At 71.2% G+C, this 12,285-nt stretch carries 9 protein-coding genes; 8 read left to right on the top strand and 1 reads right to left on the bottom strand.

The window, feature by feature from the left end; translation table 11 throughout:
* The first annotated feature begins 460 nt into the window (after positions 1-460).
* From ACWEKM_RS43820 to ACWEKM_RS43810, 3 genes are all read left to right on the top strand, one after another.
* Complete coding sequence (locus ACWEKM_RS43820; RefSeq protein WP_451626896.1) at positions 461-1,429, top strand: SCO0930 family lipoprotein; 969 nt, start codon at positions 461-463, stop codon at positions 1,427-1,429.
* Between the two features lie 305 nt (positions 1,430-1,734).
* On the top strand, positions 1,735-2,547 hold the full coding sequence (locus ACWEKM_RS43815) for an SAM-dependent methyltransferase (protein ID WP_451626895.1): 813 nt from the start codon (positions 1,735-1,737) through the stop codon (positions 2,545-2,547).
* Positions 2,544-4,688: a putative bifunctional diguanylate cyclase/phosphodiesterase gene (locus ACWEKM_RS43810; protein WP_451626894.1), complete on the top strand. Its 2,145-nt coding sequence runs from the start codon at positions 2,544-2,546 to the stop codon at positions 4,686-4,688. The genes ACWEKM_RS43815 and ACWEKM_RS43810 overlap by 4 nt, the downstream gene beginning before the upstream one ends.
* A 446-nt stretch (positions 4,689-5,134) precedes the next feature.
* Here ACWEKM_RS43810 and ACWEKM_RS43805 read toward each other — a convergent pair whose 3' ends face one another.
* Positions 5,135-6,022 carry a LysR family transcriptional regulator gene (locus ACWEKM_RS43805; RefSeq protein WP_451626893.1) on the bottom strand — a complete coding sequence of 296 codons (888 nt, stop codon included), beginning with the start codon at positions 6,020-6,022 and terminating at the stop codon, positions 5,135-5,137.
* Between the two features lie 131 nt (positions 6,023-6,153).
* Here ACWEKM_RS43805 and ACWEKM_RS43800 point away from each other — a divergent pair, with 131 nt between their 5' ends.
* The 5 genes from ACWEKM_RS43800 (at position 6,154) to ACWEKM_RS43780 (ending at position 11,623) form a co-directional block, all read left to right on the top strand.
* Positions 6,154-6,825 carry a succinate dehydrogenase gene (locus tag ACWEKM_RS43800; protein ID WP_451626897.1) on the top strand — a complete coding sequence of 224 codons (672 nt, stop codon included), beginning with the start codon at positions 6,154-6,156 and terminating at the stop codon, positions 6,823-6,825.
* Position 6,826: 1 nt separating this feature from the next.
* A complete protein-coding gene (locus ACWEKM_RS43795; RefSeq protein ID WP_451626892.1) occupies positions 6,827-8,785 on the top strand; it encodes a fumarate reductase/succinate dehydrogenase flavoprotein subunit in 1,959 nt (652 codons plus the stop codon).
* Positions 8,782-9,522, top strand: a complete 741-nt coding sequence (locus tag ACWEKM_RS43790; RefSeq protein WP_451626891.1) for a succinate dehydrogenase/fumarate reductase iron-sulfur subunit — start codon at positions 8,782-8,784, stop codon at positions 9,520-9,522. The genes ACWEKM_RS43795 and ACWEKM_RS43790 overlap by 4 nt, the downstream gene beginning before the upstream one ends.
* A gap of 473 nt (positions 9,523-9,995) precedes the next feature.
* On the top strand, positions 9,996-10,766 hold the full coding sequence (locus tag ACWEKM_RS43785; protein ID WP_451626890.1) for a GNAT family N-acetyltransferase: 771 nt from the start codon (positions 9,996-9,998) through the stop codon (positions 10,764-10,766).
* A complete protein-coding gene (locus ACWEKM_RS43780; RefSeq protein ID WP_451626889.1) occupies positions 10,766-11,623 on the top strand; it encodes a lysophospholipid acyltransferase family protein in 858 nt (285 codons plus the stop codon). The genes ACWEKM_RS43785 and ACWEKM_RS43780 overlap by 1 nt, the downstream gene beginning before the upstream one ends.
* Positions 11,624-12,285 lie beyond the last annotated feature (662 nt).

Here is a 12,285-nt window from a genome sequence, read left to right as displayed (position 1 = left end):
CGTCCCGACCGCCGGTGGCCCGTTGACGTGCCCCCCGGTCCCACGACGCGTCGTTGGAAGCGCCGGAAGTGCCGGGAGCGCTGGGGATCGGCGGGAGCCATGGGGGCGCGGCCCCGCGGTGCATAGCCCCCGTCGGCCCGCAGCCGCGACGCCAACATCTCCGTGGTACCGCGGCGCGCGGTGGGCAACGGCTGCTGCCTGCAGGTGGCGGAGGACTGCCCCCGGGTCCCGGCCGCGGGGGCCGCGGGCGCGGCCCCGACGTGCCACGACGCGTCGTGACGGATCGCGTGGACGGGACCGTCCCGGAGGCGCCGGGGCCCGTCATCCGCCGGGGCGCGATGCAGGGGGCGCGAAGAAATCTTCGGGACGGTTGAACACGGTGACCCGTTCCGTCCGTACCCAGTGTCGTGCGGCGGCGCAGCAGGCGCTGCAATTTCCAGGCGATAATGGGGAGTTGACGATGAAGACCTCGTGGCGGGCCGCCTCGCTGGTGGCGACGGCCGCTTCGGTGCTGGCACTGACGACGGCGTGCGGTCAGGACAATGCCACCACCCCCTCGTCGGCGGCCCAGAACGTCGGGGCCACGGCCGCGGCGGGCGGGTACGGCAGCGCCGGTACGGAGACCGGCGCGGGAACCGGCGCAGGCAACGGCTATGGCGCCGACGGCAACCAGCCTTCCAGCTCCCCGAGTCAGGCTGCGCCCGCCGGTGCCCTCTCGGTCGCCGCCAACCCCGATCTGGGCAAGGTCCTGACCGACGTCTCGGGCCTCACCCTCTACCGCTTCGACACGGACACCGCCAAGCCGCCCAAGTCGAACTGCGACGGCGACTGCGCCACGACCTGGCCACCGGTGCCCGCGGACGACGCGACCGCAGGCGCCGGCATCGACAAGGCCCTGCTCGGCGAGGTGACCCGCACAGACGGCACCAAGCAGCTGACCGTGGGCGGCTGGCCCGCCTACCGTTACGTGAAGGACGTCAACGCCGGTGACGTCAACGGCCAGGGTGTGGGCGGCAAGTGGTTCGCGCTCGCCCCCGACGGCAAGAAGGCGGCCCAGTCGGACCTGCCCGGCCTGTCCACCCGCAAGGACCCCAAGCTGGGCGAGATCGTCATCGACAAGAACGGCATGACGGTCTACCGCTTCATGAAGGACAAGGCATGGCCCAAGCCCGTCTCGAACTGCACCGGGGAGTGCCTGGAGAAGTGGCCGGCGGTCGCTCCGGTCGACGCCAATGACACCAAGGGCGTGGAGAAGAAGGGCCTGATGGGCTTCACCCGGTCCGACGGCGGCAAGCAGATGACCGTCGACTGCTGGCCGATCTACACCTTCACCGGTGACGCGGCCCCGGGGGACACCAACGGTCAGGGCGTCGGCGGCACGTGGTACGCCGTCGCGCCCGACGGCAAGCCGGTCGGCGCGCCCAAGTAGGTATCACCTCCCCAGGGTTGATCGCCCCGCCCCAGTCATGTCGGACCACCGCGGAAGGGAGGGACGAGGGCAAGCGAGTGCCGGATGTACGACAACAGGCGCGCGACCACGGGTCCGCCCCCTCCGTACCGCACGGAGGGGGCGGACCGCTGTGTGAGGGCACCGTCACGCTGCGGGGTCGTTCCGGCACGTGCCGGAGGCAGTGACCGGGAACGGATGGTCAATTTCCGTTTGGGGTCGCTCCATTGGCGGACGATCAGTAGCCTCAGCTCGAACACCGGATCGCCTACGCCTTGGAGAGGTACATGGAGCGTCCCGTCTGGGCCCCACGGAGCATCGACATCACCGTGCCCAGCGTTGCGCGTATCTACGACTACTACCTGGGCGGTTCGTACAATTTCGAGGTCGACCGGGAGACGGCCCGCAAGGCCATGGAGTTCCTGCCCGGACTCCCGAAGATCATGCAGGCGAACCGGGCGTTCATGCGTCGCGCCGTACGCTTCGCGGTCGAGGAGGGCATCACCCAGTTCCTCGACATCGGCTCCGGCATCCCCACGTTCGGCAACGTCCACGAGGTGGCCCAGGCGGCCCTGCCGGGCGCCCGCGTGATGTATGTCGACCACGACCCGGTGGCGGTGGCACACAGCCAGTCGGTGCTGGCGGGCAACGAGGACGCGGGGGTCGTCGCCGCGGACCTCCGCAGGCCCGAGGAGATCCTGTCGAGCCCCGAAGTCGGGAACCTGATCGACCTGAATCGGCCAGTGGCGCTGCTTCTCGTTGCCATACTGCACTTCGTGGAAGACGCGGACGACCCCTATGGAGCGGTGGCCGAGCTGCGCGAGGCACTCGCGCCGGGCAGCCTGCTGATCCTCACTCATGCCTCGTACGAGGGAATCCCGCTGCCGCCCGAGCGGGCCGCAGGCGCGGTCGACGTATACAACGACATTCGCAACCCGCTGATCATGCGCTCGCGCGACGAGATCGCGCGGTTCTTCGAGGGGTACGACATGGTGGAACCCGGACTGGTGGCGATGCCGCGCTGGCGCCCGGAGCTGGAGCCGGAGGACGAGGATCCGTTCGCGTTCTCCGGGTTCGCCGGCGTGGGGCGTACGGCGTGATCGCCGAGCCGGACGGGCCGGAAGACAGACTGCGACGGTTCGCGACGATCTGGAGCCGGGCCGTGTTCCCGGTGACCGCGACGTCGCTGACCCGGCCGGAGATCGAGGAGCGGCTCCTGCCGCTCGCACGCCGACTGAGCCGGGCGCTGCGGCAGCACGGCTTCGACGCGGAGGAGGCGAAGGCGGTCGGCGCCGCGCTGATCGACGCGCACTGCACCGACCCGGAGGCGCTCACCCGGACCCTGGACTGCGTCGACGCCTACCTGGTGCTGTACTGCGGCGAGGACGGACCGCAGGACGAACTGCGCATGCGCTGCTCCCGGTTGCAGCACGCCATGGCGGCCGGGTTCGCCGAGGCGCTGCGCGCGCGGACCCTGGCCGAGCAGGAGGCCGTCGCCCAGGCCGCGTTGCAGGCCCAGGGCGTGGTGGCGAAGGCCCTGCACGCCAGTGAGGCCCGCTTCCGCGCGGTGTTCGAGGGCGCGGCCATAGGCATCGGCATCGCCGACCTCGACGGTCGGGTGCTCCAGGTCAACGAGGCGCTGCTGCGTATGTTCGGGTTCTCCGAGCAGGCGATGCGCGGCCGCCCGGTGCGGGAGTGGACGCACCCCGAGGACGCGCCGCACACCTGGCGGCTCTACGACGAACTCGTGCGCGGCGAACGCGAGCACTTCCACGTGGAGAAGGCGTTCCACCGCACCGACGGAACCGTGCTGTGGACCAATCTCACGGTCTCGCTGCTGCGTGACGCGGACGGCAACCCGCAGTACCAGCTCGCGCTCATGGAGGACACCACCGAGCGGCGGCTGCTCAATCTGCGGCTGCGCTACGAGGCCACGCACGACGCGCTCACCGGACTGCCCAACCGCACCCTGTTCTTCGAACGCCTGGAGAAGGCGCTCGGCGCGGGCGAGGGCCAGCGCTTCGGGCTGTGCTACCTGGACCTGGACGGCTTCAAGACCATCAACGACAGCCTCGGCCACTCGGCCGGCGACCGGCTGCTGGTCGAGATCGCCGACCGGTTGCAGGCATGCGCCACCGCGCCCGGCGAGATGGTCGCCCGGCTCGGCGGCGACGAGTTCGTGGCGCTGACCACCGGACCCGACACCGAGCGGGAGGTCGACGAGCTGGCGGAGCGCATCATGAACGCCCTCGTCACCCCGGTCAGCGTCGACGGGCGTGAGCTGCTCGTGCGCGGCAGCATCGGCATCGTGGAGGGCCCGGCGGGCGAGCGCACCGCGGCGGAGGTGCTGCGCAGTGCCGACATCACCATGTACCGGGCCAAGTCGGCGGGCGGCAACCGCGCCGAACTGGCCGACCCGGAGGCAGACGCCCGCGCCATCACCCGGCACGGGCTGACCACGGCGCTGCCGACGGCCCTGGAGCGCGGCGAGTTCTTCATCGAGTACCAGCCGCTGGTGCACCTCGGCGACGGCAGTGTGCACGGCGCCGAGGCGCTGGTCCGCTGGCTGCATCCGCAGCACGGCGTCCTCGGCCCCGACCGGTTCATCCCGCTCGCCGAGCACACCGGGCTGATCGTTCCGCTGGGCCGCTGGGTCCTGGAACAGTCGGTGCGGCAGGCGCGCGAGTGGCGGGAACGGTACGGCGAGCGGACGGCGAGCGGTCCGCTGCGCATCAACGTCAACCTCTCGCCCTGCCAGCTCAGCCATCCCGGTCTGGTCCAGGACACGGTGGAGATCCTGGAGCGCACTGGCGTCGCCCCGGACGCGCTGTGCCTGGAGGTCACCGAGTCCGCGCTGATCGGCGCCGACGACGACCTGCTCAAGCCGCTGCGCCGACTGGCCGAGATGGGCGTGGACATCGCCCTGGACGACTTCGGCACCGGCTACTCCAACCTCGCCAATCTGCGCCGTCTGCCGGTGAGCATCCTCAAGCTGGACCGATCCTTCACCCAGGGCATGCAGCAGTTCCCGGCCGACCCCGTCGACCTCAAGATCGTCGAGGGGATCGTTTCGCTCGCCCACAGCCTGGACCTGGCGGTTACCGTGGAGGGCGTGGAGACCGGAGCCCAGGCCGAACAACTACGGATACTGGGCTGCGACACGGCCCAGGGCTGGTACTACGCCCGCCCAGGCCCCCCAGAACGCCTCCACCACCTGGCCATGGCAGACGCAACAAGCTGACCCCGGCTTGGGGGGCGCGGGGAACGGCGCGATCAACCACATCCAACCCGCACCCCCCAACGCCGCCGGGGGCATACGGCGCCGCGGCTTGAGGGGCGCGGGGAACGGCGCGATCAACCACATCCAACCCGCACCCCCCAACGCCGCCGGAGGCGTACGGTGCTGCGGGCATAGGGGCGCGGGGAACTGCGCGATCAACCACACTCAACCGGCACTCCCCGATCCAGCCGGAGGCGTACGGCGCTGCGGACACAGGGGCGCGGGGAACTGCGCAACCAACCACACTCGACCCGCACCCCCCCAATGCAGCCGGAGGCGTACGGCGCTGCGGACACAGGGGCGCGGGGAACTGCGCAACCAACCACACTCGACCCGCACCCCCCCAACCCAGCCGGAGGCATACGGCGCTGCGGACACAGGGGCGCGGGGAACTCCGCAACCACCCGTCACGTCGCGAGAAGCATCCGCTGCAACTCCCGCGCAGCCCGCGGCGGCGCCACGTCACTCCGGTGCGCCAGAGCAATCGTCCGATGCAGCCCCGGCCGAGCCAATGCAGTGACCCGCAGGCCCCGCCCCGACCGCGTGGCGACCATGCGCGGCACGACGGCCAGCCCCAACCCCGCCCGCACGAAACCCAGCACAGCGTCCATCTCACCGCCCTCCACCGCGAAATCCGGCTCGAACCCAGCGGAGCGACACGCGGCGACGGTCAGCTCCCGCAGGTCGTACCCGTGCCGGAACATCACCAGGCGCTCGCCCTCCAGGTCGGCGATCCGCACCTGGCGGCGCCCGCCGCGGCCCGGTGCCGGGGCCTCCGGTGAGGAGACCACCACCAGGTCCTCGCGCAGCAGCTCCACCGTGGTCAGGGCCGGCGACGGCGTCGGCAGCGGCAGGACGACCAGCGCCAGATCGAGCGCGCCGCGCGCCAACTCCCGTACCAGGTCGTGCGAGCCGCTCTCCTCGATCAGCAGCCGGATGCCGGGATAGCGGTCGTGGAAGGCGCGCAGCACGTCCGGGAGCAGGCCGGTGCACAGGCTCGGGGTGGCGCCCAGCCGGACGCGTCCGCTGCGCAGCTGCACCAGCTCCTGCACCTCGTGCCGGGCGGTGTCCGCGTCGGCCAGGATCCGCCGGGCCAGCGGCAGCAGGGCCGCACCGGCGTCGGTGAGCGTGATGTTGCCGCGGGCCCGCAGGAACAGATCCGCCCCCAGCTCCCGCTCCAGCGATCTGATCTGCTGGGACAGCGACGGCTGGGCGACATGGACTTGCTCCGCGGCCCGGGTGAAGTGCCGGGTCTCGGCGACCGCCACGAAGTACTGGAGCTGCTGGAACTGCACCCGGCCAGCATAGGCATCACCATAGCCACTGCCTATGGAAACCAGCTGGACCATGTCTTGGACCGATGGGGCCGTTCGGCCCTAGCGTGCAGCCCATGGCACTGGCAACGCGGACGGACCGACGGCCGTCCATGGCGCGCACGATGTGGGACAGCTCCGTCGGCAAGAAGACCGTGATGGCGGTCAGCGGCCTGATCATGCTGCTGTACCTGGTCGTCCACATGTTCGGAAACCTGAAGATCTTCTTCGGGGCGGGCGACTTCAACCACTATGCCCACTGGCTGCGCACCATCGGCGAGCCCTTCATGCACTACGAGTGGACGCTGTGGGTCGTCCGCGTCGTCCTCGTCGTCGCCGTCGTCGCGCACGCCGTCTCCGCGTACCAGCTCAGCCGCCGCGATCTCAGGGCCCGCCCGAACAAGTACGTGCACCAGAAGCCGCGGGCGAGCTACGCGACGCGCACCATGCGCTGGGGCGGGATCATCCTCGCCCTGTTCATCGTCTGGCACATCCTGGACCTGACCACCGGCACCGTGCACTCCGGCGGCTTCCAGGAGGGCCACCCCTACCAGAACGTCGTCGACACCTTCTCCACCTGGTACGGCAACGTCATCTACATCGTCGCGATGCTCGCGGTCGGCCTGCACGTCCGGCACGGCTTCTGGAGCGCCGCCCAGACCCTCGGCGTCGGCAGCCGCACCCGCGACCGCGCCCTGAAGACCGTCGCCAACGTTCTAGCGCTGCTGCTCACGGCCGGTTTCATCGCCGTACCCGTGGGCGTCATGACCGGAGTGGTGAGCTGACATGACCATCCCCGCCGCATACACGGACTACCCGACCGGTGAGCCGGTCGTCGACGCCAAGGCCCCGACCGGACCGATCGAGAAGCGCTGGGACACGCGCCGCTTCGAGGCGAAACTGGTCAACCCCGCCAACCGCCGCAAGCACACGGTCATCGTCGTCGGCACCGGCCTGGCCGGCGGCTCCGCGGGCGCGACCCTCGCCGAACAGGGCTACCACGTCGTCCAGTTCTGCTACCAGGACTCCCCGCGCCGCGCCCACTCCATCGCCGCGCAGGGCGGCATCAACGCCGCGAAGAACTACCGCAACGACGGCGACTCCATCCACAGGCTGTTCTACGACACCGTCAAGGGCGGCGACTTCCGCGCCCGGGAGTCCAACGTCCACCGGCTGGCCCAGATCTCCGTGGCGATCATCGACCAGTGCGTGGCGCAGGGCGTGCCGTTCGCGCGCGAGTACGGTGGCCTGCTCGACACCCGTTCCTTCGGCGGCGTCCAGGTCTCCCGCACCTTCTACGCCCGTGGCCAGACGGGGCAGCAACTCCTGCTCGGCGCCTACCAGGCGCTGTCCCGGCAGATCGCCGCCGGGAACGTCGACATGCACCCGCGCACCGAGATGCTCGACCTGATCGTCATCGACGGCCGGGCCCGCGGCATCGTCGCGCGCGACCTGATCACCGGGAAGATCGACACGTACATCGCCGACGCCGTCGTCCTCGCCAGCGGCGGCTACGGCAACGTCTTCTATCTGTCGACGAACGCCATGAACTCCAACGCCACCGCGATCTGGCGGGCCCATCGCCGCGGCGCCTACTTCGCCAACCCGTGCTTCACCCAGATCCATCCGACCTGTATCCCGCGCACCGGGGACCACCAGTCCAAGCTCACCCTGATGAGCGAGTCGCTGCGCAACGACGGCCGCATCTGGGTACCTAAGACCAAGGGCGACACGCGCCCGCCGAACCGGATCCCCGAGGACGAGCGCGACTACTACCTGGAGCGCATCTATCCGTCCTTCGGCAACCTGGTCCCGCGTGACATCGCCTCCCGCGCCGCCAAGAACGTATGCGACGAGGGCAGGGGAGTGGGCCCCGGCGGACAGGGCGTGTACCTGGACTTCGCCGAGGCGATCCGACGGATGGGCCGCAAGGCCGTCGAGGCGAAGTACGGCAACCTCTTCGACATGTACCAGCGGATCACCGATGAGGATCCCTACGAGGTGCCGATGCGCATCTACCCGGCCGTGCACTACACGATGGGCGGCCTGTGGGTCGACTACGACCTGCAGACGACGGTCCCCGGGCTGTTCGCCGTCGGCGAGGCCAACTTCTCCGACCACGGCGCCAACCGGCTCGGCGCCTCGGCGCTGATGCAGGGGCTGGCGGACGGCTACTTCGTGCTGCCGGCCACCATCAACGGCTACCTGGCCCGCAATCCGCACCAGGAGGCGGTCACCGCCGAGCACCCCGTCGTCCAGGAGATCCTGGCCGACACCGAGGACCGCCTCAACCTGCTGCTCTCCGTCGACGGCGACCGCACCCCCGACTCCTTCCACCGCGAAGTCGGCGAACTCATGTGGGAGTTCTGCGGCATGGCGCGCAGCGACGCCGGGCTGCGCAAGGCGCTGGAACGCATCCCGCAGATCCGTGCGGAGTTCTGGCGGCGCATCAAGGTGCCCGGCAGCGGCGAGGAGTTCAACCAGTCGCTGGAGAAGGCCAACCGCATCGTCGACTACCTGGAACTGGCCGAGCTGATGTGCCTCGACGCGCTGCACCGGGCCGAGTCCTGCGGCGGCCACTTCCGCGAGGAGTCCCAGACGCCCGACGGCGAGGCGGCCCGCAAGGACGACGCGTTCTCGTACGCCGCCGCCTGGGAGTTCACCGGCACCGGCGAGGCCCCGGTGCTGCACAGGGAAGACCTGGTCTTCGAGTACGTCCACCCCACTCAGCGGAGCTACGCATGAAGCTCACCCTGCGCGTCTGGCGGCAGCGGAACGCCGACGCCGAAGGCGCCATGTCCACGTACGAGGTGGACGGGATCTCCTCCGACATGTCCTTCCTGGAGATGCTCGACACGCTCAACGAGGAACTCATCCTCAAGGGCGAGGACCCGGTCGCCTTCGACCACGACTGCCGCGAGGGCATCTGCGGCGCCTGCAGCCTGGTGATCAACGGCGACGCGCACGGGCCGGAGCGCACCACCACCTGCCAGCTGCACATGCGGTCCTTCAAGGACGGCGACACGATCGACATCGAGCCATGGCGAGCCTCCGCATTCCCGGTGATCAAGGACCTGGTGGTGGACCGCTCGGCGTTCGACCGGATCATCCAGGCCGGCGGCTACATCACGGCGCCGACCGGGGCCGCGCCCGAGGCCCACGCGACGCCCGTGCCCAAGCCGGACGCCGACTTCGCATTCGAGCACGCGGAGTGCATCGGGTGCGGGGCGTGCGTCGCCGCCTGCCCGAACGGCGCGGCGATGCTGTTCACCTCCGCCAAGATCAACCATCTGAACGTGCTGCCGCAGGGCGCGCCCGAGCGGGAGACGCGGGTGCTGGACATGGTGGCGCAGATGGACGAGGAGGGTTTTGGCGGCTGCACGCTCACCGGGGAGTGCGCCACCGCCTGCCCGAAGGGCGTCCCGTTGATGTCCATCACGGGCATGAACAAGGAGTGGCTGCGGGCTGTGCGGAAGCGGTAGCGGGGGGCGGGTTTGCGCAGTTCCCCGCGCCCCTAGGGGGGTGGGCTGTGGTTTCGTTTCGGGTGCGGGTGGGTTGTGGCTTGTTGCGCAGTTCCCCGCGCCCCTTGGGGGTCTGCTGGGGCGTGTTGAAGGCGTTCGCCTAGAGGCGGACGGGCGGGGTCGGGAGTGGTGCTCCCCGGCCCCGTCTCGCTTGTGCGGCCCGGATAGGGTGGATCGTGATCTTCAACCGCGGGGGGAGCAGCGGCCTCTCCCCCGTTCGTGTCCTCGGTGCGGCGACGACGCGAGCGTGGCCGGAGCACTGCGTGGCGGCCCGGTGAACGGCGCCCGCTGAGCGAGCAGTTCAACAACCTCACACCCGGTTTCTCTGCGCCCGTCACGCGAAGGTCAGTCGGCATCGGAAGAACAGGTGCGGCGGTCGAACGCCACAGACCGCCGCCCGCTCCGCCGACCCGGCCCGTGACCAGGAGAGAGCCATGACCGGCGTTTCCACCCTCGACCGCCCCCCACAGCCCGCGGCGCCCACCCGCTACACCGTCGCGCTCGCCGCCGATGAGGCCGACGTGCGTGCCGCCCAGCGGCTGCGGCACGAGGTCTTCGCCGGGGAGATGGGTGCCCTGCTGTCCACACCGCAGCCGGGCTACGACATCGACCCCTTCGACGCCTACTGCGATCACCTCCTGGTGCGCGAGGAGGTGACGGGGCAGGTCGTCGGCACCTACCGGCTGCTGCCGCCGGACCGGGCCGCGGTCGCCGGACGACTCTACTCCGAGGGCGAGTTCGAGCTGACCGCGCTCGACGGTATCCGGCCGGGCCTGGTCGAGGTCGGCCGCTCCTGTGTGCACCCCGACCATCGTGACGGCGCCGTCATCGGGCTGATCTGGGCCGGGATAGCCCGCTACATGGTCGATCGCGGGCACGAGTGGCTGGCCGGCTGCTGCTCCATCCCGCTCGCCGACGGCGGCGCCCTCGCCTCCGCCACCTGGCACCGGGTCAGCGCCAAGCACCTGGCCCCCGAGGAGTTCCGGGTACGGCCCCTGCTGCCGTGGGTGCCGAGCGCCGAGGCGCCGACCGAGCGGACCGAGCTGCCGGCACTGCTGCGCGGCTACCTCCGGCTCGGCGCCTGGGTCTGCTCCGAGCCCGCGCACGACCCGGACTTCGGGGTCGCCGACCTGTATGTGCTGCTGTCGATGCGCCGGGTCAACCCGCGCTATCTGCGGCACTTCCTCTCGCTCGTCCCGGCCTGATGAGCGTCTGGCTGCCCAGCGCGCCCTGCACCCCGGGGGCGTGCGTGGAGCCGACGGTGTCTGCCGCGGCCCTACCGCGCGCCGTCCTGCGGATCACCGGGGTCGCGGTCCTGGTACTGACCGGGCTCGTGCTGACCCCGCTCGGCGGGAGGATCCCCGCCGGGCTGGTCGCGCGGTGGTGCCGGGCGATCGTGCGGGCCGCCGGGGTCCAGGTCCGCGTCACCGGCACCGCCGCGCCCACCGGCGGTCTGCTCCTGGTGGCCAACCACATCTCCTGGCTGGACATCCCGCTGCTGGCCGCCGTACGCCCCGCGCGGATGCTCGCCAAGACGGAGATCCGCCGGTGGCCCGTGGCCGGGGCGCTGGTGGCCAGGGCCGGCGTCCTGTTCATCGAACGCGACCGGCTGCGCGCCCTGCCCGGCACCGTCGCCCGGATCGCGCAGGCGCTGCGCGGCGGTGCCGCGGTCGTCGCCTTCCCCGAGGGCAGCACCTGGTGCGGACGGGCGCAGGGCCGCTTCCACCGGGCCGTCTTCCAGGCCGCCCTCGACGCCGGCGTTCCGGTGCAGCCGGTGCGCCTGCACTACCGGGTCGCGGGCGGCCCGGCCAGCACCGCCCCGGCCTTCGTCGGTGAGGACACGCTGCTCGCCTCGATGTGGCGGGTGGCGACGTCACGCGGACTGGTGGCCGAGGTGGAGGTCCGGCCGGTGATCCCGGCGGGCAGTCATCCCGACCGCCGCTCCCTCGCCCACGCCGCCGAGCCGACCGCGCACGAACCCGGCTGGACCCATGCGGCCCTGGTCACCGGCGCCTCACGGCTGGAACCGCCGTTCGGCACCCGGGTGGCCGACGCGGCCTGAACCCGCCCTGCGGACGCGTCCCCGCGGATCGACGGCGACGGGGCGGGGAGCAGCGACTGCCTGGCCGTCCGGTGCACCGAGCCGAGGTCATGGCACCCGGGTCGGGCACCGGCCGCCGCACCGACGGAGAAGGCGCCGGAGCCAAGCCGCGCGGCGCCCGGCGCGAGTGGTCGCCCGCGCGGGACAAGTGCATGCGCAGCGAGTCCGACGGAGCGCTGACCGACGAGCACGACATCGGTACGGAACGACACTGCCGCACCGAGGCCACCGGGCGTCGGCCCGGTGGTCTTCCCGGCCTTGTCGGCCTTGTTGGCCTGGCCGGAACGGCGACGGATCCCGCCGTTCCGGCCTGCCGAGTTGCCCTGGCCCGCTGCCCCGGTGGTCGTGTCGCCCGTGCCTCGGTAGGTGCAGGTGTACCGGCTGGGCCGGGATGTCGGCGTTGGGGGTGGTTTGGAGTGCGGTGTCGGGGCGGAAGGGTCGGCCGTACTGAGGTCACGGGCGTCGGCCCGGTGGTCTTCGCGGCCTTGTTGGCCTGGCCGGAACGGCGACGGATTCCGCCGTTCCGGCCTGCCGAGTTGCCCTGGCCCGCTGCCCCGGTGGTCGTGTCGCCTGTGCCACGGGAGGAGCAGGGTTACCGGCTGGGCGGGTATGACGTCCTTAGG

Source organism: Streptomyces sp. NPDC004752 (assembly GCF_053601275.1).
Note: the sequence above shows the minus strand (reverse complement) of the source record. Positions and strands in the feature narration are given on the sequence as shown.

Coding starts and splice junctions, on each gene's coding strand:
- ACWEKM_RS43780 (WP_451626889.1), top strand. CDS start 10,766: ATGAGCGTCTGGCTGCCCAGCGCGCCCTGCACCCCGGGGGCGTGCGTG.
- ACWEKM_RS43790 (WP_451626891.1), top strand. CDS start 8,782: ATGAAGCTCACCCTGCGCGTCTGGCGGCAGCGGAACGCCGACGCCGAA.
- ACWEKM_RS43815 (WP_451626895.1), top strand. CDS start 1,735: ATGGAGCGTCCCGTCTGGGCCCCACGGAGCATCGACATCACCGTGCCC.
- ACWEKM_RS43800 (WP_451626897.1), top strand. CDS start 6,154: ATGGCGCGCACGATGTGGGACAGCTCCGTCGGCAAGAAGACCGTGATG.
- ACWEKM_RS43820 (WP_451626896.1), top strand. CDS start 461: ATGAAGACCTCGTGGCGGGCCGCCTCGCTGGTGGCGACGGCCGCTTCG.
- ACWEKM_RS43785 (WP_451626890.1), top strand. CDS start 9,996: ATGACCGGCGTTTCCACCCTCGACCGCCCCCCACAGCCCGCGGCGCCC.
- ACWEKM_RS43795 (WP_451626892.1), top strand. CDS start 6,827: ATGACCATCCCCGCCGCATACACGGACTACCCGACCGGTGAGCCGGTC.